18 protein-coding genes and 1 pseudogene are annotated in these 25209 nt (G+C 63.8%); 9 read left to right on the forward strand and 10 right to left on the reverse strand.

Annotated elements, in window-relative coordinates; genetic code table 11:
* Nucleotides 1–35: 35 nt before the first annotated feature.
* The 4 genes and pseudogenes from AC1DMG_RS02890 to AC1DMG_RS02905 all read left to right on the forward strand — a co-directional run bounded on the left by AC1DMG_RS02890 (nucleotide 36) and on the right by AC1DMG_RS02905 (nucleotide 5034).
* A complete protein-coding gene (locus AC1DMG_RS02890; RefSeq protein WP_441601799.1) occupies nucleotides 36–2063 on the forward strand; it encodes a S9 family peptidase in 2028 nt (675 codons plus the stop codon).
* A 114-nt stretch (nucleotides 2064–2177) separates the two neighbouring features.
* On the forward strand, nucleotides 2178–2561 hold the full coding sequence (locus AC1DMG_RS02895) for a GntR family transcriptional regulator (protein ID WP_441601800.1): 384 nt from the start codon (nucleotides 2178–2180) through the stop codon (nucleotides 2559–2561).
* A gap of 88 nt (nucleotides 2562–2649) precedes the next feature.
* A pseudogene (locus AC1DMG_RS02900) lies at nucleotides 2650–3547 on the forward strand (ABC transporter ATP-binding protein).
* Nucleotides 3544–5034, forward strand: a complete 1491-nt coding sequence (locus tag AC1DMG_RS02905; protein WP_441601802.1) for a hypothetical protein — start codon at nucleotides 3544–3546, stop codon at nucleotides 5032–5034. Before AC1DMG_RS02900 ends, AC1DMG_RS02905 begins: the two are co-directional and overlap by 4 nt.
* A 27-nt stretch (nucleotides 5035–5061) precedes the next feature.
* Here the strand turns inward: AC1DMG_RS02905 and AC1DMG_RS02910 are convergent, their stop codons facing one another.
* Together AC1DMG_RS02910 and AC1DMG_RS02915 are read right to left on the reverse strand one after the other, a co-directional pair.
* A complete protein-coding gene (locus tag AC1DMG_RS02910; RefSeq protein WP_441601803.1) occupies nucleotides 5062–6153 on the reverse strand; it encodes a PA0069 family radical SAM protein in 1092 nt (363 codons plus the stop codon).
* Nucleotides 6154–6227: 74 nt separating this feature from the next.
* Nucleotides 6228–8435 (reverse strand): hypothetical protein, encoded by a 2208-nt coding sequence (locus AC1DMG_RS02915; protein ID WP_441611148.1) that lies wholly within the window; start codon nucleotides 8433–8435, stop codon nucleotides 6228–6230.
* Between the two features lie 191 nt (nucleotides 8436–8626).
* Here AC1DMG_RS02915 and AC1DMG_RS02920 point away from each other — a divergent pair, with 191 nt between their 5' ends.
* On the forward strand, nucleotides 8627–8887 hold the full coding sequence (locus tag AC1DMG_RS02920) for a GlsB/YeaQ/YmgE family stress response membrane protein (RefSeq protein ID WP_441601805.1): 261 nt from the start codon (nucleotides 8627–8629) through the stop codon (nucleotides 8885–8887).
* Nucleotides 8888–8949: 62 nt separating this feature from the next.
* Here AC1DMG_RS02920 and AC1DMG_RS02925 read toward each other — a convergent pair whose 3' ends face one another.
* Complete coding sequence (locus AC1DMG_RS02925) at nucleotides 8950–10608, reverse strand: MFS transporter (protein ID WP_441601806.1); 1659 nt, start codon at nucleotides 10606–10608, stop codon at nucleotides 8950–8952.
* Between the two features lie 179 nt (nucleotides 10609–10787).
* Nucleotides 10788–12293, reverse strand: a complete 1506-nt coding sequence (locus AC1DMG_RS02930; RefSeq protein WP_441601807.1) for a hypothetical protein — start codon at nucleotides 12291–12293, stop codon at nucleotides 10788–10790.
* A 217-nt stretch (nucleotides 12294–12510) separates the two neighbouring features.
* Here AC1DMG_RS02930 and acs point away from each other — a divergent pair, with 217 nt between their 5' ends.
* Both acs and AC1DMG_RS02940 read left to right on the forward strand, forming a co-directional pair.
* Nucleotides 12511–14451: an acetate--CoA ligase gene (gene acs / locus AC1DMG_RS02935; RefSeq protein WP_441601808.1), complete on the forward strand. Its 1941-nt coding sequence runs from the start codon at nucleotides 12511–12513 to the stop codon at nucleotides 14449–14451.
* Nucleotides 14452–14607: 156 nt separating this feature from the next.
* A complete protein-coding gene (locus AC1DMG_RS02940) occupies nucleotides 14608–15282 on the forward strand; it encodes a response regulator transcription factor (protein ID WP_441601809.1) in 675 nt (224 codons plus the stop codon).
* Nucleotides 15283–16309: 1027 nt separating this feature from the next.
* Here the strand turns inward: AC1DMG_RS02940 and AC1DMG_RS02945 are convergent.
* Complete coding sequence (locus AC1DMG_RS02945) at nucleotides 16310–19777, reverse strand: hybrid sensor histidine kinase/response regulator (protein ID WP_477180164.1); 3468 nt, start codon at nucleotides 19775–19777, stop codon at nucleotides 16310–16312.
* A 108-nt stretch (nucleotides 19778–19885) separates the two neighbouring features.
* Here AC1DMG_RS02945 and AC1DMG_RS02950 point away from each other — a divergent pair, with 108 nt between their 5' ends.
* Together AC1DMG_RS02950 and AC1DMG_RS02955 are read left to right on the forward strand one after the other, a co-directional pair.
* Entirely contained in the window at nucleotides 19886–20530 is a 645-nt protein-coding gene (locus AC1DMG_RS02950; protein WP_477180165.1) for a 4'-phosphopantetheinyl transferase family protein, read from the forward strand.
* A gap of 211 nt (nucleotides 20531–20741) precedes the next feature.
* On the forward strand, nucleotides 20742–21485 hold the full coding sequence (locus AC1DMG_RS02955) for a pyridoxine 5'-phosphate synthase (protein WP_441601812.1): 744 nt from the start codon (nucleotides 20742–20744) through the stop codon (nucleotides 21483–21485).
* A gap of 253 nt (nucleotides 21486–21738) precedes the next feature.
* Here the strand turns inward: AC1DMG_RS02955 and AC1DMG_RS02960 are convergent, their stop codons facing one another.
* The 5 genes from AC1DMG_RS02960 to AC1DMG_RS02980 all read right to left on the reverse strand — a co-directional run.
* Nucleotides 21739–22155 carry an ExbD/TolR family protein gene (locus AC1DMG_RS02960; RefSeq protein WP_046972823.1) on the reverse strand — a complete coding sequence of 139 codons (417 nt, stop codon included), beginning with the start codon at nucleotides 22153–22155 and terminating at the stop codon, nucleotides 21739–21741.
* Between the two features lie 5 nt (nucleotides 22156–22160).
* On the reverse strand, nucleotides 22161–22574 hold the full coding sequence (locus tag AC1DMG_RS02965) for an ExbD/TolR family protein (protein WP_046972824.1): 414 nt from the start codon (nucleotides 22572–22574) through the stop codon (nucleotides 22161–22163).
* A gap of 11 nt (nucleotides 22575–22585) precedes the next feature.
* Nucleotides 22586–23332, reverse strand: coding sequence for a MotA/TolQ/ExbB proton channel family protein (locus AC1DMG_RS02970; RefSeq protein ID WP_046972825.1), 747 nt, complete (start codon nucleotides 23330–23332; stop codon nucleotides 22586–22588).
* A 49-nt stretch (nucleotides 23333–23381) separates the two neighbouring features.
* Complete coding sequence (locus tag AC1DMG_RS02975) at nucleotides 23382–24041, reverse strand: energy transducer TonB (protein ID WP_121883796.1); 660 nt, start codon at nucleotides 24039–24041, stop codon at nucleotides 23382–23384.
* Nucleotides 24042–24239: 198 nt separating this feature from the next.
* On the reverse strand, nucleotides 24240–25209 hold a 970-nt coding region (locus AC1DMG_RS02980), incomplete at its 5' end, for a tetratricopeptide repeat protein (RefSeq protein WP_477180166.1).

A 25209-nucleotide genomic window follows, 5' to 3' on the forward strand; every position in this document is an offset into this window, starting at 1 on the left:
GTGTGGTAATCCCCATCGCAATCCAGGCGCCCGCCATGCAACACCCTGCCCGTCTGCTGCTGCCCCTGTTGGTGGCGGCTTTTGTTCCCGGCCTCCATGCGGCGACCCGCACCGACCCGCGCATCGAACAATTGCTCACCGACCTCGGCAAGACGCGCGCCATCAGCGCCGTACAGCTGTCGCCCGATGGCAACCAGCTCGCCTGGGTGGTGCGCACGGACGGCAAGGATGCCATCGAGGTGGCCAAAGCCGACGGCAGCGACGCGCATCGCGTGGGCATCGCCAAGCGTGGCGATTGCAATGAGACAGATCCCGCCTGGGCGCCCGATTCGCATCATCTGGCCTTTCTTTCCAATTGCGCCAACGGCGGCAAGCAGAAAGATCTGCTGGTGGTCGACATGCAGGCCAAGGAGTCGCCTAAACATATGGCCTCGCTGCCCGGCGTGGCGCAGGACCTGAGCTGGGCCCCTGACGGCAAGTCGCTCGGCTTCCTTTACGTGCCCAACGGCACGCGTCGTGCCAGCGCGGTGTATGCCGCCAAGCCGGCCTCGGGCGAGATCGGTGTGGATGGCATGGAAGTGCAGCGCGTGGCGACGGTGGATGCCGCCGGCGGCAACGTGCGCCTGCTTACACCGGAAAGTACCTACGCGTATGAATTTGCGTGGTCGCCGGACAGCCAGCGCATCGTCTTCACCGGTGCGCCGCCGCCGGGCGACAACAACTGGTGGCTGGCCAAACTGTATGTGCAGAACGCGCAGGTCGATGCGAAGGCCACGGCGATTCTCGATCCGGCGACCGCGAAGGGTTCACTGCACGGCCTGCAGATGGCATTGCCGCAGTGGTCGCCCGATGCTCAGCGCATCGTCTTCATCGGCGGCCTGATGAGCGACCAGGGTTCCACCGGCGGTGATCTCTACGCGGTCTCTGCCAGCGGCGGCGATGCGATCAATCTCACGCCCAACACGCGCGTGACGCCGGCGTGGTTCACCTGGTCCGGCACGCAGCAGTTGCTCGTCGCACAGGTCAGCAATGGCCAGAGCCAGGTGGCCGAGTACGCCATCGATGCGGCCAGGGCGGCGCAAACGCGTCTGCTCTTCACGCTGCCGGCGACGATCGGCGACGGCAGTGCGGAGATGGCGCTATCGCTGTCCGCCAATCGCAACAGACTCGCCTTCGTGCAGAGCTCGTACACCGAGGCTCCCGAAGTGCACGCAGGCGCCTTGGGCGACACCCCGCCGCCCGCCGTCACCCAGTTCAATGCTGCACTCAAGCCGCAATGGGGCAAGGCCGAATCGGTGGAATGGGATATCGAAGGCCGCCACGTGCAGGGCTGGCTGCTGTATCCCGCCAATTACGATGCGAAGAAGTCCTACCCGATGATCGTCACCGTGCACGGGGGTCCGTCGAGCGCGGTGATTCCGCGCTGGCCGCGCATGGGTTTTGCGGGCGAGCCGTTCTCGGCGCTGGGGTACTTTGTCTTCATGCCCAATCCGCGCGGCAGCTTTGGCCAGGGCGAGGCGTACGTACAGGCCAATCGCAAGGACTTCGGCCACGGCGATCTGCGCGACATTCTCGCCGGCATCGACACGATCGAAAAGAAGCTTCCCGTCGACGACAAGCGCCTTGGCCTCACCGGCTGGAGCTACGGCGGTTTCATGAGCATGTTCATCCCCACCCAGACGACGCGCTTCCGCGCGGTGGTGGCGGGCGCAGGCATCGCCAACTGGCAGAGCTATTACGGCCAGAACCTGATCGACCAGTGGATGATCCCGTTCTTCGGCGCCTCCGTTTACGACGATCCGCAGGTGTACGCGAAGAGTTCGGCGATCAACTTCATCAAGCAGACCAAGTCGCCCACGCTGATCGTGGTGGGCGACCGCGATGCCGAGTGTCCGGCGCCGCAGTCGTTCGAATACTGGCATGCGTTGCGCGCGCAGGGCGTGCCGACCTCGCTGGTGGTGTATCCCAATGAAGGCCATCACTTTGTGGATCCGGAGCATCAGCGCGATGTGTTGCAGCGCGCCTTGCTGTGGTTCGAGAAATATCTGCCGGCGTCGAACTGAGTCTGGCCGCACCACCGAAAGCCTGAGCCGCCGATGTCCGCATCGGCGGCTTTTTTGTGCCCCTGCCATCCGGCCTATTGAATTTGGTCAAAGTGTATTGTTGTATTAATACACATGGATGCCTCGATGTTCGCCATACAACCCACCTCGGCCGAACCGATCTACCGGCAGATCGTGGAGCAGCTGCGCCGACTGATCGCCGGCGGCCAGCTGGTGACCGGCGACCTGCTGCCCTCCGTTCGCGATGTCGCAGGATTTCACGCGATCAACCCGATGACGGTATCGCGCGCCTACGGCATGGCCGAGACGGAAGGTTTGCTGGAGCGCCTGCGCGGCAAGGGCATGGCGGTGGCCGCGACCACGCGCAGCACGGCCACGCAGGCGCAACGCATGGCGTTGCTGGAGGCCCAATTGCAGGCACTCGCGCGCCATGCGCGTGAGCTTGAATTGCCGGGCGATGCCGTACTGCGCCGGCTTGGCAAGCTGCTGGACGAATGAGATTGGCAGGGAGGGGCACACCGCCCCTCGCATCGCCGGCGGCACCGCGCCGCACGGTTAAACAAGCGTCTGACGTGAGGGTAGTCCGATGAATGCCGCACTGCGATCCATCAACGACAATGCCGCCGCACCGCTGGCTGTGCGCGGTCTCTCGCATGGCTACGAGGATGGCCAGGTGTTGTCCAACATTGACCTGGCGATTGCACCGGGCAGCGTGTTGGGCCTGATCGGGCGCAATGGCGCCGGCAAGTCCACGTTGATCCTCGCCATGCTTGGCCTGCTGCAGCCGCATGCCGGCGAATGCACCGTGTTTGGTGAGGCGGCGCTCAAGCTGTCCGATCACAGCAAGGCGCGCATCGCCTATGTGCCCCAACAGCCGGATGCCCTGGCGTGGCTGAGCGCACGCCAGATGCTCGACTACGTGGGCCGCTTCTATCCCACCTGGGATGCAGCCTATGCGAAAAAGCACGCTTGAGCGCTGGCTGATTTCGCCGAACAAGCTGCTGGGTAAACTGTCGCCAGGCGAGCGCCAGCGTGTCGACCTGATCCGCGCACTCGCCTCCCGGCCCGAGTTGCTCGTGCTGGACGAACCGGCTGCCGCACTCGATCCCGTGGCGCGCCGCGACCTGCTGCGTGAGATTGCATTGCGCGCGGGCGAAGCCGGCACCACGGTGCTGTTTTCCACCCACATCGTGTCCGACCTGGAACGCGTCGCCTCGGAGATCGCCTTTCTGCACGAAGGCAAACTGCTGCTGCATTGTGGCGTGGACGAAACCAAGGAACGCTTCGCACGTCTGTGGCTGCCAGCGGCGATGTCTGCGGCTGCACCGACCCAGGTGTTCGGGCGTCATCGTCATGAAGATGGCAGCGTGAGCCTGGTGGTGGAGCGCGATGCCCACGGCCGCTGGCCCGAGGCCTCGTCCTTGCCGGGCGCGCGCGTCGATGCGCTCGGCCTCGAAGATCTTTTCGTGGAGATCGCGGGATGACTGCCCATGGCATGTTGATCGCACCGTGGTATGCCATGCGCCAGACGACGCGCTGGATCGTGCTGGCGATCAGTGTGCTGCTGGCTGCGGGCGCCAGCGCGTTTGCCCTGTTCGGCCTGCACGGCGCGGAACGCGTTTACTGGGCGCCGGTCACCGGCATGCTGGTGGCCACGGGCGTGTTCATGCTGACCCTGTTTGGGCTGTCGCCCTGTCTGCTGCTGGCCATCGACGGCAGGAAGATGCGTTTGCCCTGCGTCGAACGCGAGGCGTCCGGTGCCGTGCTGCTATACGGTGTGTTGCTGGTGATCGTGCCCAGCGTGGTCATCGGCAGTCTGGGCGGCTACACCTGGAACGTGATGGCTGCGCTGGCCGCCGCCGTGACGGCAGGGCTCGCCATGGCGCTGCTGCCGCGCGTCTTCAGCTTCTTCATCTGGTTGTTGCCTGCGGTATTCAACATGCTGCAGCCCGTGTTCCATCTGCCGCGCCCCGCCGAGCCTGGATTTCCCCTATTGGGCGGCACCATCGCCCTGGTCTTCGCCTTGATCGCGCTGGGATGCTGGCGCCGCGTGGCACACTCCGACCAGCCTTACGGCGGCATGGGGGCGCCGATGATGATGCAGTTCGGTGCAGCCTCGCGCGGTGGCTGGGGCAGCTGGGGCGGCGCCGGCATGGACGCCAGCACCCTGATCCGTCGCAACCCGGCATGGCTGCAGCCGCGTGTCGAGCTGCGCCAAAGCGGCCCGGCGCACCCCGTGACCAGCCTGCGCATCGGACTCGGCGGCGTGTTTGCGCCGCTCACTACGGGTGGGCGTGCGATGCAGCTGAGCATCGTGCTCGGCGCCTCGCTGATCTTTGTGCTGCAGCTTGGCGTGCAGGCCGTACAACGCCATCCGGGCCACTTCAGCGAAAGCTTCGTTCATACCGGTCTGGTTGGCATGCTGATGTGGGGCGTTGGTTTCGGCGGCAGCATGATCGCGCTGCTGCCGATCGCCCAGCTGGTTCAGCGCTGGATGAAACAGAACGCCGAATTGCCACTGCTCGCGCTGATGCCAGGACTCGGCGATGCCGCCCACGTGAAGCGTCGCCTGCTGTGCGCCTCGCTGCTGCCGCCGCTGGCTGCCCTGGGTGCGCTGATGGTGTTGGCGCTGGTGCTGGCGACGTTGCTGCACGCGAGTGCCATCGGCACCTGCGCGCTGATGCTTACGCTATGCGGCGCGATGGCCTTCGTCTCCGCCTTCGTGGTGTCCGTCCTGGGCGGGCGCCCACTGGGTCGCTGGCCAAGCATCGGTCTGTGTCTGTTCGGCTATGTGCTGTTCTCGGTCAGCATCATGGTTCCCCTGCTGAGCTCCGGCGACCAGGTCCATGGCTACGTCACCTGGTTCGTGGGTGCGTGGGGTGTGCTGCTGGCCCTGCTCGCATGGCTGGCGCTACGCGGGTGGCGTGGCCTCGCACGACGGCCGCATCCATTTCTTGCCAACTCCGTCTGACGCGAGCCCTCAACGAACGACAGCGCGTCAGAACAACTGACCCTGCGGTGACGGTTTGCGCGGCGGCACGAACTTGGTCGTGTCCAGCTGCAACTCGCGGGCGCGGCCAAAGCCGTGCTTGCGGCACGCCACGTCGAAGCGGCGGCGGATAAGGTCGGCAAACACGCCCTGCCCGCGCATGCGCGTGGTGAAGTCGCTGTCGTAGTCACGGCCGCCGTGCATCTGCTGCACCAGGCTCATGACATGCGCTGCACGCTGCGGCACGTGCAGCGCCAGCCATTCGCGGAACAGCGCCTTCAGTTCGTACGGCAGGCGCAGCGTGGTGTAGCCCGCACAGGTCGCTCCGGCATCGGCCGCCTGCTGCAGCACGGCTTCCATATCGCGATCGTTGAGCGCCGGAATGATCGGCGCGACCAGCACACCCACCGGGATGCCTGCGTCGCGCAAAGTGCGCACGGCCTGGATGCGCCGGTGCGGCGCGCTGGCGCGCGGTTCGAGTTTGGCGGCCAGATGGTTGTCCAGCGAGTTGATCGACACGAACACCTGCACCAGGTTGTCGCGCGCCATCGGCGCGAGGATGTCGATATCGCGCTCGACCATCGCGTTCTTCGTGACGATGGTGCACGGATGCCGGCACTCGGCCAGTACCTCCAACGCAGCGCGCGTGAGTTTCCAGCGCCGCTCGATGGGCTGATACGGATCGGTGTTGCTGCCGATATTGATCGGGCTCACCGTATAGGACGGCCGGGCCAACTCATGGCGCAGCACCTCGGCGAGATTGCTCTTGGCACGCAGCTTGGTTTCGAAATCGAGCCCGGGCGAGAGGTTGAGATAGCTGTGCGACGGACGGGCGAAGCAATAGATGCAGCCGTGCTCGCAGCCGCGATACGGATTCAAGGCCTGGTTGAAATGGATGTCCGGCGAATCGTTGCGCGTGATGACGCTGCGCGCGCGTTCTTCGGTGACCTCGGTGCGCGGTCGCGGCGCCTGCTCGTCGAGCACCAGGCTTTGCCAGCCGTCGTCCTCGGCGTGGTGGCGGATCGACTCGAAGCGGCCTTCCGGATTGGAGGCGGCGCCTCGGCCCTTGAACGCGTGGGGAGGGAGAAAGGATTCGGCCATGCCGGCAGTTTGCACCCGCAGGGTCTCAGGTGGCGCGACATCTCCGGGGCCTGCGGTCGCGCACCAGTGCGCTCCTAGAAGGGTGCCAGCTGGGTTCGCAGTGCCTCGCCCATGGCCTCCAGGGGATAGTGGTTCAGTTGGTCGGACATCTCGGTGAACACCGGCGCGGAGATGGTCCAGCCCATGGGGATGGGATAGTTGCCCGGACACAGGCGGAAGTGCCACAGCATGTCGCCACGCGATGGATCGGCGGCGTCGGGCCGTAGCGCGTTCAACAACTGTACGCGGGCGTAGTCGCCGCGGGCGCTGCGGGTATCGAGCAGGGCGTCGAGTGGGGCAGTCGCCTCGCCACGGACATGCGCAGGCATGGCGCCGGGTACGGCCTGACATGCCGTGGAATAGAACGGCAGCGGCGCTCTGGCGTCGTGTTGCTCGACGAAATCGCTCATCAGCGGATCGTTGCTGATGTGAATCACGATGAAGCGCATCGACACGCCATGCTGCCTGGCCTTGCTGCGAAGCAGGCGCATCAGTTCAAGCAGGGTGGTGGTGCCTGAGTTTTCGAAGTAACCGCCATCTACCAGCTGCATGCGATTGGGCACGGGCGGATTGGCCAGATGCGCTTCGAGGGTGCCGGCCGGGCTCACATAGGTGAAGCGCGCGCTGTTGAGCACGACTTCGCTCAGCGGCACGCGTGGGTCGAGCCAGCTCGAACCATCGAAGCCCGCGGTCCACGGCTGGCGCTGGGGTGTGGCCATCGGCTGGAACGGATGCTGGATAAAGCGCTTGCCTTCGGCCACCGTGGTGCTGTTGAGGAAGAGCGCCGGCAACGATGGCGTGACCTGCGGCCCTTCGTAGAGGCCTGAAAACGGTTGCTCAAAGGCGGGCATGCCTTGCTTGCGGGCAGCCGATTCCCAGGCACGGGTCAGCGCTCGGGCGCGATCGTCCAGCCACGCGCCGGGCAACCAGCGTTGGGTGAAGTCGACAAAGAATGTGTTGGCCAGGGTCGGCGCGAGAAAATCGTGGCTCAGCATGCGCTGTGCGCGTGGTTCCAACGCTGAGGTATCCAGCGGATGGGGTTGCGCCAGCGCACTCACATAGACGGCCAGACCAAGACTGCCACCGGAGACGCCGCTGGCTGCAAAGAGATAGCGCGCGAACAGTGGCTCATTGATTGCCGGCTGTCCCTGTTGCGTGATCGCGGTAAGACGGCTCAGCACCTGCGCCGTCCACGCAGCGCCGCGGATGCCGCCACCTTCGGCAGATACAAGGATGACCGGGCACGGATCGTGGCCGGCGCAGCGGTCCTTGATCCACGCATCGGCATAGGCATCGAAGCTCGGCCGTGAATCCGGCGGCTGCATGGCCGGGCGCTCATGCGTGCTCATGCCGGGATACTGCCGCACCTGGTGGTTGTCGTTCAGATGCAGCCAATGCAGCGAAGCGCTGACCAGCAGCAGGATGGTCAGCAGCGGCACGCCGCGCCGGTCACCAATCATGCATAACAGGCCGCCGCTGTAGCAGAGGAAAGTGGCGGACAGCAGCAGGATGGCCAACGGCCCCATGCCGTCGAGCAATTCGGGCATGAATGCGATCAGCACCGTGGCCAGCACGTTGAGCGTCACCACCACGACATACATGACCACGGCAAACGTACCGAGATCACGCACGCGCCAGACGCGTTTCTCATCGCGCGGACGCGCATGCGGCGTGGTCAGTCGCGGCATGCGCCGGGTCAAGGTGCTCCAGAGCCGACGGCGCGTGGTGAAGAACACGATGAGGAAGGCCGCCTCCGCCAGCAATCCCAGCGCCCGCCAGCTGCGTTGCGCACAGTGCTCGGTAATGCCGCACGGCCCATGCGGAAGTTTGACCAACGCCAGCACATAGCCAAGGCACACCAGCAACGGAACCAATGCGCCGAGCAGCCGCGGCAACCAGTCCCGCAGGAAAGCCGCGCGTTCGTCCTGCAGGGCGGGCCAGCGTGGATAGCGCAGACGATAGGCCTGACGTGCCGCATGCCACATGGCCAGACCGGCCAGCGCGCTGCAGAGCAGCAGGGCGAGATAGCGCGCCACGCTGGGATCGGTCCACAGGGCGATCAGGAACAGTTCCGCAGCCTGATCGACGCCGATCGCGACCATCACCGCCACGGCGAGCACCAGCAGCGACACGCGCACGGGCTTGAGATGGTCGAGCACCAGGGCGGTCCAGCCGAGCAGTTGGCGCCAGCGGCGGCGGATGGTCGGCCGTCGGGAAGACGTTGCACGTTCGATGTCGGGCATGCGGCTTCCTCCATCTTCCGTGGGTCGCGGCAAGCATAGTAGGCTGCTACGTTGCCCCCACCCGTGACGGCCTTCGCATGCACGGTTCGGCGACGTCGCCGACTCGATGCTGAAGGGAAGATCTTGCGTCACGCCTGGGCGACACGTCGCTGTGGATACTTCGCGCACTGCTTCAGGGCAAGGAGTATGCGATGACCGTCGAAGGCCTGCTCGTCTTCCTGTTGATCGGCGCCATTGCCGGCTGGCTGGCCGGGCTGATCGTGCGCGGCTTTGGTTTTGGAGTGCTCGGCAACATCGTGGTCGGCATCATCGGGGCGTTCTTCGCCGGATGGCTGTTGCCGCGGCTTGGGGTGCACTTCGCCGTGGTGAGCCCGTTCGTCAACAGCGTCCTGCATGCGTTGATCGGCGCCGTGGTATTGCTGGCCATTGTCGGCGTCATACGCAGCGTCTGATTCGCGCAAACGAAAAGGCGCGACGGTTGCCCGTCGCGCCTTCTGGTTGATACGAGCGGGACTCAGCTACGGATATCCACGTCCTTGGTCTCGCGCAGGAACAGCAAGCCGATGAAGAACGTGGCGATCGCCACGATGATCGGATACCACAGGCCGTAGTAGATATCGCCCTTCCATGCGACCAGCATGAAGCCGATGGTCGGCACGAAACCGCCGAACCAGCCGTTGCCGATGTGGTAGGGCAAACTCATCGAGGTGTAGCGGATGCGGGTGGGGAACATCTCCACCAGCCATGCCGCAATCGGGCCRTACACCATGGTCACGTAGAACACGAGGATGGCCAGCAACACGATCAGCATCGGGTAGTTGCTCTTCGCCGGATCGGCCTTCTCCGGGTAGCCTGCCTCCTTCAGCGCACCGGTAAGCTGCGCGCCGAAGGCCTTGTTCTGGTCGGCAAATGCCTTGCTGTCGAGCGCGCCGCCTTCGAACGAGGAGATCGTGCGGTCGCCGATCTTGACCTCGGCAATGCTGCCGGGCTCGGCGGCTATGTTGGAGTAGGGAATACCCTTTTTCGCCAGCGCGCTCTTGGCCACATCGCACGAGCTGGTGAATTTCGCCTTGCCCACCGGATCGAACTGGAAGCTGCAGCCGTTGGGATCAGCCACCACTTTCACTGGCGAGGTGGCGGCCGCCGCTTCGATGGCTGGGTTGCCGAAATGCGTAAGCCCCTTGAAGATCGGGAAGTAGGTGAGCGCGGCGAGCAGGCAACCGGCAAGCACGATGGTCTTGCGACCAATGCGATCCGATAGCCATCCAAAAAACACGAAGAACGGCGTGCCGATGGCAAGACCCGCAGCGATCAGCAGATTGGCCGTGGTGCCGTCGATCTTCAGGCTCTGGGTGAGGAAATACAGCGCATAGAACTGACCCGTGTACCACACCACCGCCTGGCCGGCCGTGGCGCCGAGCAGTGCGAGTATCACCAGCTTGAGGTTTTTCCACTGGCCAAAGGCTTCGGTCAGCGGCGCCTTGGACTGTTTGCCCTCGGCCTTCATCTGCTGGAACACCGGCGACTCGCTCAGCTGCAGTCGGATGTACACCGACACGATCAGCAGCAACAGCGAGATGCCGAACGGAACGCGCCATCCCCAGTCGTCGAACTTCTCGGTGCCCAGCCACAGGCGCAGGCCGAGGATCACCAGCAGCGAGAGGAACAGACCGAACGTTGCGGTGATCTGGATGAAACTGGTGTACAGGCCACGCTTGCCTTGCGGTGCATGCTCGGCCACATAGGTCGCCGCACCGCCGTATTCGCCGCCGAGGGCCAGGCCCTGCAACAGTCGCAGCGTGATGAGGATCACCGGTGCGGCCACGCCGATGGTCGAGTAATTAGGCAGCACGCCGACCAGGAAGGTCGACAGGCCCATGATGACGATGGTGATGAGGAAGGTGTACTTGCGACCGATCATGTCGCCCAGGCGACCGAATACGATCGCGCCGAACGGACGCACCGCGAAGCCGGCTGCAAACGCCAGCAATGCAAAGATGAATTGGCTGGTTTCGTTGAGACCGCTGAAAAAGTGCTTGCCGATGAGCGCGGCGAGCGAACCGTAGAGGTAGAAGTCGTACCACTCGAACACGGTGCCCAGGCTGGAAGCCAGGATGACGCGGCGGTGGCCGGTGTCGAGCGATCCCCGCATGTCGACGGCGGTCGTAGCCATGATGTAGCCCTCTGTTGTGACGCCCCATCGAATCGATGGATGGTGGTTTCAGGGTGCAACTCGCTGGAGCGGCGTTGGCCACTCGCTGCGTCGTTCTCTACTCGTCCGGTTCGGGCGCCTCCCGTCGCCCCACCCGGCGGTGGCGATGGCAACGCCTGGACGTTGCCACCGTCGCTTCCTCAGAACTTGTACATGCCGCTGAAGCTCACCTGGTTGCCGTTGACGGTCTGGCTCGAGGGCGAATTCTTCAGCTGGTAACGCAAGTTGTCGTAGATCCACTCCACCCCAAGCTCGTAGTTACCCGAGGCATATTGCAGGCTCAAGGCAGACATGTTGTTGCGCAGCAGGCCCACGCCCGGTGCAGCCGCCGTGCCGGGTGCAGTCCAGGCCATCACGTCTTCGCGGTTGGGACGCGCGGCCGCATAGAAGGCGTTGACGCTCCACTTGGGTGTGAAGTTGTAGCCGGCCTGCACGAAGCCGCCCGACTCCTTGATGTTGCCGAACTGGGACATCGCACCAAAGATCTCGCCCAGCGCCTTGCCGGTATAGATCAGGCCTTTCAGGGTCCACGGACCGGGCTTCCACTGGCCGCCCAGGTCGTAGCCAATGCTGTTGAGCGTGTCACGCGGCGGCTTGGGCACGATATCGCCCACGCCATGCAGATCGATTTCGGAGTAATGCGCCGTGAGGTAGCCCAGCCAGTCCTTGCCCTGCGCATGCAGGCGCGCTTCCACCTGCGGCTTGAAATGCGCCGCGCCGCCGTTGAGATAGTTGACGGTTGCGGTGCCAGCGGGGTTCTGCGGGCCGCTCCAGTTGCCCTCGAGCACGGCGAAGTCGAAGCGCCACTTCACGCCGTCGGTGCCGTGGTTGAGGTCCTGCATCACGATCACGCCAGGATAGCGCCAACCCACGATGCCCGAGCCGTAGCCCAGCGGGAAGGCGATATGCGAGAGCGAGGTCGGCGTGTTTTCCAGCGGGAACATCAGATCCCACATCTGGCCGATGCGCACCGTGGTGCCCCAGGTGGGGTTGTTGATGTCCATATAGGCCTGGCGCAGGCGCGGAATCGGCTGCTGCTGCGCGTATGCACCGGTGCCGTTGTTGCCGCCGAAGAAGTCCATCTCGAGGCGGCCGCTGCCATTCCAGTTGTCGTTCAACTTGGCGCCGGTGAAATCCAGCCAGAAGCGGGTGTTGCGCACGTCCGCGCCGCTGAGCGATCCGGTATAGCCGTTCGCCTTGTTGGCGGCGGTCGGCGGCGCGGGAATTTCCGCGTTCTGGCCGTTGCCGTAGTTGATGAAGGTGCGGTCCTGGCCAAACACGGTGGCATCGATAAAGCCATGCAGCGCCACCGTCAGCCCCGGCGCGGTGGTGAACTGCGGCTTGGGCGCCGCTTCGACCTTGGTGGAGGTCGCCTGCGCCGTGGTCTGCGCTTGCGTGGCGGCCACCTGCGCCTGCTGCGCGGTTTGCGTGGCCTGCGTGGTGGCGGCCTTCTGTTCCTGGATCATGGCCTTCAGTTCGGCCAGTTGCTGTTCCAGCTGGTTCACGCGCTGCTCGAGTTGTTGTTCGCGCGTACTGCCTTTGCTCGTGGTGGTGCTCTGCGCATGGGCTGCCAGCGGCAGGCTCAGCGCGCAGGCGATGCTTAGCGCCAGMGCGGCATGGCGGCGGGCGGTGGTGGGCAATGTCATGGCAGGCCTCCCCAGGTCGATGACCACCCGAGCATGTCCATGCTGCATTGCGGACGCCTATTCACCATTGGTCGAACCTCGACCAAAGTCGAAAGTGGGGCGAAACGTATCGATCACCGGCCAGCCGGTACACTCGGTCGTTATCGCCGACAGTGGGTTGCTGCGGCGACATTCAACGCATGAGGAGGCCGGCTGGGCCGGCCGCAGGAGCCCCACGATGACCAAGCTCTACCCCGTCAAACCCGATTTCGCTGCCAAGGCGCGCATCCGCAAGGACGATTACCAGCGGCTCTATGCCGAGTCGGTGAAGGATCCGGAGGGTTTCTGGGGCAAGGTCGGCCAGCGCCTGCAGTGGACCAAGACGCCCACCAAGATCAAGAACGTCTCGTTCGACCCCAGGGATCTGCACATCCGCTGGTACGAGGACGGCGAGCTGAACGTCTCGGCCAATTGCCTGGACCGCCACCTGGCCGAGCGCGGCGACAAGACCGCCATCATCTTCGAGGGCGACGACCCGAATGAGTCGCGCCACATTACTTACAAGGAACTGCACGCCGAGGTGTGCAAGTTCGCCAACACGCTCAAGCACCTTGGGGTGGCCAAGGGCGATCGCGTGGCCATCTATATGCCGATGATCCCCGAGGCAGCCGTGGCCATGCTGGCCTGCGCGCGCATCGGCGCGATCCATTCGGTGGTGTTTGGCGGCTTCTCGCCGGACTCGCTGGCCGGCCGCATCGCCGACTCCGCCTGCAAGGTCGTCATCACCGCCGATGAAGGCGTGCGCGGCGGCAAGAAGATTCCGCTCAAGACCAACGTGGACGCCGCGCTCGAACGCCCCGGCACCAACAGCGTGGAGACCGTGATCGTGGTGCGCCGTACCGGCAGCGCCGTGCCCATGCAGTCGCCGCGCGACCGCTACTACCACACGCTGATGGAAGGCCAGTCGGCTGATTGTCCGCCGACGCCGGTGGAAGCGGAGCACCCGCTGTTCATCCTCTACACCTCCGGCTCCACCGGCAAACCCAAGGGCGTGCTGCACACCTCGGGCGGGTACCTGGTCTATGCCGGTTACACACACGAGCTGGTGTTCGACCTGCGCGAAGACGATGTCTACTGGTGCACCGCCGACGTGGGCTGGGTCACCGGCCACAGTTACGTGGTCTACGGGCCGCTCTCCAACGGCGCCACCACGCTGATGTTCGACGGTGTGCCCAACTACCCCGACACCAGCCGCTTCTGGAACGTGGTGGACAAGCACAAGGTCACCTCGTTCTACACCGCTCCCACCGCCATCCGCGCACTGATGCGCGAAGGCGAAGGCCCGGTGAAGAAGGCTTCGCGTGCGTCGCTGCGCTTGCTGGGTTCCGTGGGCGAGCCGATCAATCCCGAAGCCTGGGAGTGGTACTACCGCGTGGTCGGCGACGAGCGCTGCCCCATCGTGGATACCTGGTGGCAGACCGAAACCGGCGGCATCCTGATCACGCCGCTGGCCGGCGCGATCGACGCCAAGCCGGGTTCGGCCACGCTACCGTTCTTCGGCATCAAGCCCGCCATCGTCGATGCCAGCGGTGCCGTGCTGGAAGGCGCGACCGAGGGCAACCTGGTGATCACCGATTCCTGGCCGGGCCAGATGCGCACGGTCTACGGCGATCACCAGCGTTTCATCGATACGTATTTCAGCGCCTATCCGGGCAACTACTTCACCGGCGACGGCGTGCGTCGCGACGAAGACGGCTACTACTGGATCACCGGTCGCGTCGACGACGTGATCAACGTGAGCGGCCATCGCATCGGCACCGCCGAAGTGGAGAGCGCGCTGGTGGCGCATCCGAAGGTGGCTGAGGCCGCCGTGGTGGGCGCGCCACACGACATCAAGGGCCAGGGCATCTACGCCTTCGTCACCCTGGTTGCCGGTGAGCAGGGCAGCGACGAGCTGCGCAAAGAACTGGTCGCCTGGGTGCGCAAGGAGATCGGGCCTATCGCCACGCCGGATTTCCTTCAGTGGGCGCCGGGACTGCCGAAGACACGCTCGGGCAAGATCATGCGCCGCATCCTGCGCAAGATCGGCGAGAACCAACCCGACCAGCTCGGCGATATCTCCACGCTGGCCGATCCCGGCGTAGTGAAAAACCTGGTGGACGAACGCCTCATCAAATAAACACGCACTTGTAGGAGCGCACTCGTGCGCGACCGCAGCGACCCGATGTTCCCCATGAATGATCGTCGCGGTCGCGTCACCCGTCTCGATGCTGTTCCGGCCTCGAGGCACTTGATCGCGCACAAGTGCGCTCCTACAAAGTGAAGCAGGGAATCCATGCCTGACGTACTGATTGCCGACGATCACCCGCTGTTTCGCGACGCCCTGCAACGCGCCGTCGTGGCGGCCGTTCCCAATGCCAACGTACACAGCGCGGACAGCGTGTACACGCTGCTTGGCCTGATCGAGCAGTATCCCGACGCCGAGTTGCTCCTGCTCGACCTGCACATGCCCGGTGCGCGCGGCTATTCCGCACTGGCGCATATACGCGGGCAAAATCCTGGCCTGCCGACCATCGTCGTGTCAGGGCATGAAGATGTGCAGGTGGCGCGACGCGCACTCGCCCATGGCGCATCGGCCTATATTCCAAAGTCGACACCGGGCGAGGACATCATCACCGCCATCCGCAAGGTGCTCGATGGCGATGTGTGGCTGCCGCACCAGCTTGTCGGCGGCGGCACGGCGCTCAAGCCTGACGAAGCCGCCGTCGCCGATCGCGTCGCCACCCTGACGCCGCAACAGTTCCGCGTGCTCACGATGATCGCCGAAGGCCTGCTCAACAAGCAGATCGCCTACGACCTCGGCGTATCCGAAGCCACAGTGAAAGCGCACATGACCGCCATCATGCGCAAACTCGGCGTCAACAACCGCACCCAGGTCGCGCTGGCTGCAAGCCATCTGGCGATCGACCAGGAAGCGATGCCGTCGTTGCCTGCGGATGAGGAAGGTTGATTGGCGGCATCGTRGTGCGAGGAAGCTGCAAACAGGCGTCCGCCGCGATTGGGCAGCCTTTGCGGCCTTCAGACGTCCAACCATTGCGCCAATACCTCCCAAGACAACACCCAGCCGTAACCCATCTGTAGGAGCGCACCCTGTGCGCGACAAACCTGCACAGCGGTACATCCCAACGCCGCGGTCGCGCACAAGTGCGCTCCTACAAGGGGTTTCGCACGCAGTAGCGGTAATTCAATTCTGCGATCGCTATTTGTGGGAGCGCACCCTGTGCGCGACAAACCTACGGAGCGGTACATCCCAACGCCGCGGTCGCGCACAAGTGCGCTCCTACAAGGGGTTTCGCACGCTGTAGCGGCAATTCAATTCTGCGATCGCTATTTTTGTGGGAGCGCACCCTGTGCGCGACAAACCTACGGAGCGGTACATCCCAACGCCGCGGTCGCGCACAAGTGCGCTCCTACAAGGGGTTTCGCACGCTGTAGCGGTAATTCAATTCTGCGATCGCAATTTGTGGGAGCGCACCCTGTGCGCAACAAAACTACGGAGCGGTACACCCCAGCGTGGCTGTCGCGCACAGGGTGCGCTCCCACAGACAAGCAGCCGCAGCAGAGGAAAGGAGCGATGCCTAAGCCGATGCGCAGCGAGGCCCGGCTTTAAGTCCTCAGCGATTCGGGCGCGTTGCGCAGCGCTTGGAAGTATCCCCTGTGTACCCTCGGAGGTTGTCCCACAACAGCGCACCTCGAGCGTTCGGGCTTATCCCAACACGATGCTGCGGGCGTTTTAGGCCATTCTCTTTGGGTTACTTTTCTCTTGGGCCAGCAAGAGAAAAGTGACTCGAGCGGCGGCAGCCGTTCGAAACGCCCGCCGCGCAGGCGGCACCCTGGCCCCAAGGTGACAAGGGAACACCGAAGTTCTTGATGACCAGCCTTCGGCTGTTAAAAAGCACTCCGGCCTTCGCCGGGATGGCGATCTAAAGAGAACAACCCGCAAGACGCTGACGCACGCTCAGCTCCCGCATCAGGAACTAAGCCATCGTCTGCCTGCGCACCAACGCACTCAACAACGCCCTCAACGCCGCCGGCCTCACCGGCTTATGCAAAATCGGATACCCCAACCCCCGCGCCCGCTGCTTCAACTCACTGCTGCCATCCGCCGTAATCATCGCAATCGGCGGCAATTCACCCAGCACCGTGCGCAGTTCCTCGAGCGCCTGCAAGCCATCCATATCATCGGTGAGGTGATAGTCGGCCAGGATCAGGTCGACACCACCGCGTCGCAGTTCCTGCTCGGCCTCCGCCACGTCGATCGCTGTTCGGCAATCCACGCCCCAGCGCTGCAGCAGCGCACGCATCCCGTCGAGAATGGCAGTGTCGTTATCCAGGCATAGCACGGTGAGCGGCAACTGCTCGTTCGACATCGGATGAACATTCGTGCGGCGACGCGGTATCGCGCTTTCCGCGCGCGGCACGCGCACCGCGAAGCGACTGCCCTTGCCTTCGCGGGAAACCAGCTCGAGTTTGTGCTGCAGAATGCCGGCGATGCGCTCGCAAATGGAAAGGCCCAGGCCCAAGCCCTTCTCGCCCCAAGGCGATGGTCGATCCAGTCGCTGGAACTCGCCGAAGATCCGCGCCCGTTGCTCCGCCGCGATACCCGGCCCGGTGTCCCACACCTCGAGTCGCACTTCATCGCCCATGCGGCGCGCACCAACCAGGATGCCGCCTTCGCGCGTATAGCGCAGCGCGTTGGAGATGAAGTTCTGCAGCACGCGACGCAGCAATTGAGGATCGCTGCGCACGGCCAGCTTCGTGGGCACCACGCGCAATCGCAGTCCGCGCTGCTGCGCGATCACGGCGAACTGCGCCATCAACGATTCGAACAGATCCGACAACGCCACATTGCTGATGTCCGCGCGATAGCTTCCGGCATCCAGGCGCGAGGTATCGAGCAGTGCATCGAGCAGATCTTCAGCTGCACGGAAGGAGGCGTCGATGCGCTCGGCCAGCAAGCTGGCTTCGCCGTCGAGCCCGGGATGTTGGCGCAACGCCGCAGTGAACAAGCGCGCAGCATTCAAAGGCTGCAAGAGGTCATGACTCGCCGCTGCCAGAAAGCGCGTCTTCGACGCATTCGCCATCTCTGCTTCGCGACGCGCATGTGCGGCGGAGTTGAGCGCTTCGCTGAGCTCGGCCGTGCGCAGCTCCACGCGCTGTTCCAGATTCTCGTTGGCCTCGATCAGCGCCTGCTCGGCATGCTTGTACGCCGTGACATCGGTATAGGTGGTGACATAGCCGCCGCCGGGCAGCGCGCGTCCGCGCATTTCGATCACCGAACCATCCGGACGGATGCGCTGGAATACATGCGGCGAACCGGCGTGCATGTGGCCGAGGCGCTTGGCCACATGAGCCTCGACTTCACCCGGACCCAACTCACCGTGCTCTGCGTTCCATCGGATCAAATCGGCCACATGCACGCCGACGTAGACCATACCGTCGGGATAGTCGAACAATTCGAGATAGCGCCGATTCCACGCGACCACGCGCATGTTCGCGTCGATCACGCTGATGCCTTGCGACACGTTTTCCAGCGTGGTGGACAACAGCTCGCGGTTGAAGCGCAGTTCCTGCGAGGCTTCGTCCATCAAGGCCATCGCTTCGGCGATATCGAGGCCTGAGCCCGACAGTGCGCCCATCAGGATGCGTCGCGCACTCGCAGCGCCCACCGCAGAGGCAAGCAAACGCTCGGTGTATTGGATCAGCGCGCGATCGGCAGCCTCGCTGGCTTGCAGCGGCTTGCCGCGGCGCTCGCCATAGTCCTCGAACGCACGCTGGCTGCTGCGCTCGCCGACGATCCGTTCGGCAATGGTGCGCAGATCCGCCACCGCGACGCGACCGCGCCAATCGCCCGCACCGCGACTATCGACAGCATAGGGGTCGATGAACATCGCAGCGTGCAGGCGCTCTTCCAGGTTGGGTCGAAAGCGCAGCGAGACGAAGATCAAGCAGGACACGTTGACCAGCAGCGACCAGAACGTGCCGTGCATCACCGGGTCCCATCCGCTCAAATGGAACAGTGCCTGCGGCTGCAGCCAGCTCAGGTGCATCGGACCCGTATCCAGCCAGTCCGCCTCCCGGTTCAAGCCTGGCAGCAGCAGGGTGTAGGCCCAGACCAGGAAGCCCGCGCCCAGCCCCACCGCCACGCCTTTTCGACTGGCACCACGCCAGTAGAGCGCGGCAACGATGCCCGGCGCGAATTGCGCGACGGCTGCAAACGCCAGCAAGCCGGTGGTGGCGAGATTGGTGGTATCGGCCACCACGCGATAATAGACATAGGCCATCGCAGCGAGCGCAATGATGGCGATGCGTCGCACCAGCAACACCAGTTGCGACAGATCCGCGCGTTGCTCGAGCTTGAGCGCATGAATGCGCAGCAGCATCGGCATGACGATGTCGTTGCTGATCATGGTGGACAACGCCACGCACGCCACGATCACCATGCCCGTCGCCGCGGAGAAGCCACCGATGAAGGCAAGCAGCGCCATGCCGCGATCGCCGTAGGCCATCGGCAGGGTGAGCACCCAGGCATCCTTGTTGCCACCCTGCAGCTGCGGCAGGTGCAGGCCCGCCGCCACGATGGGGAGCACGGCCAGGCTGACGATCACCATGTAGATGGGAAACAGCCAACGTGCGCGCGATACGTCGTGCGGGTCCTCGCATTCCACCACGCCAATCTGGAATTGCCGTGGCAGGCAGAACATCGCGCAGAACGCGAGCAGCGTCTGCGCAAGAAAGCCGGGGGAGACGCCTTCGGAGAGTTGTTGAAGCGGCAACTGCGTGGTGACCGCCAGACCCGGTCCACGCCAGAGCGCGTAGCCAGCCAACACGATGAAGGCGATGAGCTTGATCAGCGACTCGACGGCAATGGCCAGCATCATGCCGTGATGGTGTTCGGTGGCGTCGATGGTGCGCGTGCCGAACAGGATGGCAAAGGTGGCCAGCAGAATCGCGCACCAGAGCGCGCTGTCGCTGAATTGCGAGGTGCCTGCCGGCGATGGGCTGCCGAGCACCGCGTAAGACATCGCCACGGCCTTGAACTGCAGCGCCAGGTACGGCACCACGGCGATCACCGCGATCACCGCCACCAGTGCGGCCAGGCCATGCGATTTGCCGAAGCGCGCACCGATGAAATCGGCGATCGAGGTGATATTGCGCTGGCGTGCCAGCAGCACCAGGCGCCGCAACAAGCCGAAGCCGAACACGAACAACAGGATCGGACCCAGATAGATCGGCAGATAGCTCAGCCCTTCGCGGGCCGCCGTACCCACCGCGCCATAGAAGGTCCACGAGGAGCAATACACCGCCAGCGCAAGGCTGTAGACGATCGGACGAAGCCGCGGCTGGCGCGGGTAGAGCGGCCGGCGATCGCCCGCATAGGCAACCACGAACAGCAACCCGACGTACAGCAGCGAGACCRGCAGCAGCAGCCATCCGRCTATCAAGCGGTGTTCTCCGAGATGAGGGCTTCCTGCAGTGGCTGAGACCAGCGTGCCGTTCCGTGGCGACCGCCGTGCTTGTAAGTATCGCCCCTTAGCCGGCAACATGGGCAGATGATCACGACCGACGGCCAGACACCGGCCGAGCTGGCTGCGCAGCTGGGTGACGAGGATATTCACGTCTGGCGGCTCGCCTACGACCACCATCAAGGCCGCGCGCCTTTGCTGGCGATGTTGGGCGGCTATCTGGGCGTCGGCGCGGACGCTGTGGAACTGGAGATTTCCGAGCATGGGCGGCCGGAGCTGTCGGGCAGTCAGCGCGATGCGTTCTCCTTCAATTGGTCGCACAGCCACGACCAGGCACTGATCGCCATCGCGCGCGGCGTGTTGCCTGGAATCGACCTGGAGCGACTGCGGCCGCATCCCAAGGCTGTACCCATTGCGCAGCGCTATTTCAGTCCCGACGAAACGGCAGCGCTCCAGGCGCTGCCGGTCGACCAKCGCGACCGCGCCTTTCTGGAACTATGGACGGCCAAGGAAGCCGTGCTCAAGGCAGTCGGCCGCGGCCTGGCGTTCGGACTGCACCGCTTGAGCATCAGCGGCCCATCCCATCTGCCCGTGCTGCATCGACTGGATGGCTATGAGCCCCAGCAGTGGCAGCTGCATCGCCTGATTCTGGATGACGCACATGTGGGCACGCTGGCCTGGCAAGGCACACCGCGTCGGATCCGCCAGTGGACACTTGCCGGTACGGATTGATCGGCGCAATGTGTGCAACCCGCCGTTGCAACGCTCTGCCTGAGCCACTGCAAGAGCACACTGAACGGTTGCGAGGCCGGTGTGGCCCGCATAGAGGAATCGGCGCGTAGCAGCGAGTCGATCAGGATCCGGGCGCCCATCGCGTCCGCATGATCGTCGCTCACGCATACTGTTAGCGGCTTCCAGCCTCTCGACGAGTACTGTCCCACCCATGACCCTGCTCAGCGTCAACGTCAATAAGATCGCCGTACTGCGCAATTCGCGCGGCGGCAGTGAACCGGACATTCTTCGCGCGGCGCATACCTGCATCGACGCGGGTTGCGGTGGCATCACCGTGCATCCGCGACCCGACCAGCGGCACATCCGTCCTGACGACGTGCGTGCACTGGCAGCAATCACGCGCGGTCGCGTCGAGTACAACATCGAAGGCAATCCGTTCGCCGGGCCACGCGGCAGTTATCCGGGCCTGATCGAACTTGCGCGCGAAGTGCGGCCGAACCAGGTCACCCTGGTGCCGGACGGCGATGGCCAGATCACGTCCGATCACGGCTTCGACCTCACCCGGGATATCGAGACCTTGAAACCGCTGGTTGCCGCACTACGCGACATTGGCTGTCGCGTAAGCCTGTTCGTGGATTCGGGCGCGACCGGCTTCGAAGAGGCGGTAGCCATCGGCGTGCAGCGCATCGAGATTTATACCGGCCCTTATGCGCAAGCCTTCGAAGAAGGCCAGGTGCAGCAGGAGCTCGAGCGCTGCGCGGACACGGCTCGACGTGCCCAGCATGCGGGCTTGGCAGTGAATGCGGGACATGATTTGAGCCAGGCCAACCTGGGCACGTTCAAGGCTGCCATTCCGGGATTGGCGGAAGTATCCATCGGCCACGCGCTGATTGGCGAAGCGCTGTACGAAGGCATGGCGACTACGGTTCGCAGATACCTGCAGATCCTGCGCTGAGCTCGTGGCCGCACTGCGGCCATCGTGCCGGAACCGACCGGAATCGATTGCGTGGTTTCGCCACTTCTGCGTGCGCGCCACCGTGCATCGTCGTGCGCAGCCTCGCGGACATTTGGCCATCCATACGTCCGAACGTTGACGCAGCAAAAGGCCCGAACGCAGTCGCCTGGGTTTTCTACAGCCGAAAAAAACCCCCGCACTGGGCGGGGGTCCAAAGGGTAGTCTTGCGGTAATGCCTTACGGTATTACTGAATTACTGACCTTCAGTGAAGCCGATCTTGGTGAGGCCGTAGCTCTTCGCATCAGCCAGCACACGAGCAACGTGCTCGTACGCCACACCATCGTCCGCGTTGATCTGCACTTCCGGCTGCTTGGCCGGATCGCCCAGACCACCGATCACCGCGAGCTGCGCCTTGAGGCCCAGCTCATCCACCGGCGTATCGTTCCAGTACAGCGCACCGGACTGGTCGATCTTGAGGCGAACTGGCTCCGGCGGATTCTCCGGTTGCACGATGTTCGGATTCGGCTGCGGCAGGTCGATCTTCACTTTATGGGTAAGCATCGGCGCCGTGATCATGAAGATGATCAGCAGCACCAGCATCACGTCGACCAGCGGCGTGACGTTGATGTCAGCCATTGGCCCCTTACCACTTCCAGAACTGAATGCCATGACCCTTACTCCTTGCCGGTCGTCATGAAGCCGACGTGCACCATGCCGGATTCCTTGGCGTCAGCGAGGACCTTCTTGACGATCTTGTATTGCGTGGTCTTGTCCGCTCGGATCTGAAGCTCAGGCTGCGGCGTCAGCGTCGCCTTCACCGCAAACTGTGCTTTCAGTTCCGCCTCGGTGACTTCGACGTCATCGAGGTACAGCGTGCCATCAGGCTTCACGGCCAAGTCCATCGGCGTCACCTGCTCAGTATCCGGAACCTTCGGATTGGCAGTCGGCAGCTCGACGGTGATTCGATGGGACATCAGCGGCGCGGTGATCATGAAGATGATCAGCAGCACCAGCATTACGTCGACGAGCGGCGTAACGTTGATCTCCGACATCGGGCCGCCGGAATCGCCTCCGGTACTCATTGCCATGGGTCAGATCCTCACTTGCCTTCGACGCGAGCGCCGGTGGCGAAGAAGTCGTGCAGGTCATGCGCAAACTCGTCGAACTGAGCGTACGTCAGACGGTTGGAGCGGTTGAAGAAGTTGTAGGCGAGCACGGCCGGGATAGCGGTGAACAGACCGAAGGCGGTCATGATCAGAGCTTCACCCACCGGACCGGCCACGGCTTCCATCGAAGCGTTGCCCGACGCGGAGATCTTGATCAGCGCGTGGTAGATGCCCCACACGGTACCAAGCAGACCGATGAACGGTGCCGACGAACCGACCGTGGCGAGCAGGGTCAGGCCGCCTTCCAGGCGCAGGCTCTCGCGAGCAACAGCCTGACGCAGGGCGCGATCGATGAACTCGGAGCGGCTCAGCGACTCGGCGAGGCGACCACCGCCGGCCGAAGCCTGCTGATGGTGAGCGACGGCCGAAGCTGCGTCGAGAGCGATCTTCGAGAACGGTTCGCCCTTGGGCTGGGCTTCGAGTTCGCGAATGGCGTCCTGGGTGGAGCCATTGGCCCAGAAGCCGTTGATGACTTTGTCAGCGCGGCCGCGAACCATGGAGTTGCGGATGGCGTTGGCGACAATGAAGTACCAGGAAGAGAAGGACATCACCACCAGCACCACGAACACGATCCAGCCAAGCGGATCAAAGTTGTGGATAAGGTGATCGAAGCCCATCGACTTCATGGCTTCGGCGTTGGTGGTACCGCCCGCGGGGGCCGGAGAAGTTTGCAGGAACATAACGCTACCCTTGGAAAGTCAAGCGTGAACTGATTGACCGTAACCGAAGTTACAGCTGATTGAGATTGAAATTGACCGGGACGCGGACATAACCTTCCGTCTTTTGCCCGTTCCTTATGTTCGGATTGAAGCGCCACTTGCGTGCCGTTTCAATCGCGGCCTGATCCAGCTCGCGATACCCGCTGGACGCTTCCACCTTGATGTCCTTAGGTGTGCCGTCCACGTCCACCAAGATCATCAGCGTGACCGTGCCCTCGTGACGCTGGCGAATTGCCTGCGGCGGATACTTGGGCTGAATACGGCTGTTATAGCTGATGTCCTGACTGGCTGTGATATCTGCAGGCGGTGCCGGAGGAGCAGGCGGTGCCGGCGGAGCCGCAGCAACAGCATTATTGGACCTTTCTTCCACAGCCGGCGGCGGAGCCGGCGGCGGCGGTGTCGGCGGCGGCTTGACCTGCTGAATAATCTTCGGCGGCGGCTGCTTCGGCGGCTCCGGCGGCGGCGGCGGCGGTGGCGGTGGCGGCGGAGGAGGCTCGATAAAGTTAACCTGGACCGTGCGTTCTTTTTCTTTCTGTACCTGCTTCGGCGGTGCCATGGGCGCCACCAGCAACAGGAACGCGAACGCATGCAGCGCAATGGCTACGGCCAGCGCCCAGGTACGCCTCCAATTGAACGGCCCTTGGCCGGTTGCTTCGTTACTTGAGGCCATCTGTCACTATCTGGAGCTAATCAATCGGTAAGACGTGGTCACGGTTTCCTGCGGCAAATCGATCCAAACGGATGACGTTTGCCACTGGACGGGAACACGGAAGGGTTTCAACGGTACAACAGCACATGGCAAATGTATAGCACTTGTGAGGCAGACAAATGGACGTCCATCTGCCTCGCACTTGTTACACGTTCTGCCTTACTTACTCGCGCCCTGTGCCTTCAGCCAAGCCTTTGCTTTGGCGGAGGTTTCGGGATCCTGTGCGGCCTTCTCCATGGCTGCGATCGTGCCCGGCTTGTCCTTCAGACCACGACACGCTTCGGCCAGCAACATATACGCCGTGCCCTTGTGCTGCACGCCCTTGTCGATGCCCTGTTGGATGAGGCTCTTCGCCTCGCTGAACTTGCTCTCCTGAATAAGCAGCTGGCCAGCGCGGATGTTCGCCTCGCCGTCCTTCGCCATCGGGATCGCCTTCTGGTATGCCGCCAACGCGCCCGACGTGTTGTCGGCCATGTAAGACGCCGTACCAAGCAGCGTGTAGTTCTCTGCAGTGGAAGTGACCACGCCCTTGCTCAGGCCTTCCTGAAGGACGGCAACCGCCTTGGTGGCCGGTTCCTTCTGGTCGCCGCTCTGCTGGCCCGAAACCAGGTAGAGCTTGGCAAGATTGATGTAGTCCTTCTCGGTCTTGAGCTGACCGCTGGCGCGCGCTTTCTCCATCAGCGAAATCGCTTCCGGATACTTCTGCGCCTGCATCAGCACGGCCACAGCGTTGTTCAATGCATTCGGATCATTCGGGTTGGCTGACAGCTGCTGCTGCGCCACCTGAGCGGCCTGGTCGCCCTGGCCGGATTCCGAGTAGCTGGCCATCAGGATCTGGTTCCAGCTGTCGTTCGGCTTGTCCGTCATCGACTGCGCCTTCTTGATGGCGGCAATCGCTTCCGGGAACTTCTCGAGACGGTAGTAGGCGTTGCCCTGGAGTGCGTACGACTCGGCGGTTTCCTTCTTGCCTTCGGCACGCCACTTGTCGACCGTGTCGATGCTCAGCTGGTACTGCTCGCTGGCCAGGTAGAACTGGGCAAGCATGTACTCGAGCTGGAAGTAGGTGTCGTTCGGCATGGTGCCGTTGTCGAGTGCGCGCTTGAGCAGATCGATCGCGCCCTTCACGTCG

The organism is Dyella sp. 01N36 (assembly GCF_056399745.1).

What these genes read in the sequence shown, in the direction of transcription:
- AC1DMG_RS02890 (WP_441601799.1), top strand. Translation starts at nt 36, where the DNA reads ATGCAACACCCTGCCCGTCTGCTGCTGCCCCTGTTGGTGGCGGCTTTT.
- AC1DMG_RS02895 (WP_441601800.1), top strand. Translation starts at nt 2,178, where the DNA reads ATGGATGCCTCGATGTTCGCCATACAACCCACCTCGGCCGAACCGATC.
- AC1DMG_RS02905 (WP_441601802.1), top strand. Translation starts at nt 3,544, where the DNA reads ATGACTGCCCATGGCATGTTGATCGCACCGTGGTATGCCATGCGCCAG.
- AC1DMG_RS02910 (WP_441601803.1), bottom strand. Translation starts at nt 6,153, where the DNA reads ATGGCCGAATCCTTTCTCCCTCCCCACGCGTTCAAGGGCCGAGGCGCC.
- AC1DMG_RS02915 (WP_441611148.1), bottom strand. Translation starts at nt 8,435, where the DNA reads ATGCCCGACATCGAACGTGCAACGTCTTCCCGACGGCCGACCATCCGC.
- AC1DMG_RS02920 (WP_441601805.1), top strand. Translation starts at nt 8,627, where the DNA reads ATGACCGTCGAAGGCCTGCTCGTCTTCCTGTTGATCGGCGCCATTGCC.
- acs (WP_441601808.1), top strand. Translation starts at nt 12,511, where the DNA reads ATGACCAAGCTCTACCCCGTCAAACCCGATTTCGCTGCCAAGGCGCGC.
- AC1DMG_RS02940 (WP_441601809.1), top strand. Translation starts at nt 14,608, where the DNA reads ATGCCTGACGTACTGATTGCCGACGATCACCCGCTGTTTCGCGACGCC.
- AC1DMG_RS02955 (WP_441601812.1), top strand. Translation starts at nt 20,742, where the DNA reads ATGACCCTGCTCAGCGTCAACGTCAATAAGATCGCCGTACTGCGCAAT.
- AC1DMG_RS02960 (WP_046972823.1), bottom strand. Translation starts at nt 22,155, where the DNA reads ATGGCATTCAGTTCTGGAAGTGGTAAGGGGCCAATGGCTGACATCAAC.
- AC1DMG_RS02965 (WP_046972824.1), bottom strand. Translation starts at nt 22,574, where the DNA reads ATGGCAATGAGTACCGGAGGCGATTCCGGCGGCCCGATGTCGGAGATC.
- AC1DMG_RS02970 (WP_046972825.1), bottom strand. Translation starts at nt 23,332, where the DNA reads ATGTTCCTGCAAACTTCTCCGGCCCCCGCGGGCGGTACCACCAACGCC.
- AC1DMG_RS02975 (WP_121883796.1), bottom strand. Translation starts at nt 24,041, where the DNA reads ATGGCCTCAAGTAACGAAGCAACCGGCCAAGGGCCGTTCAATTGGAGG.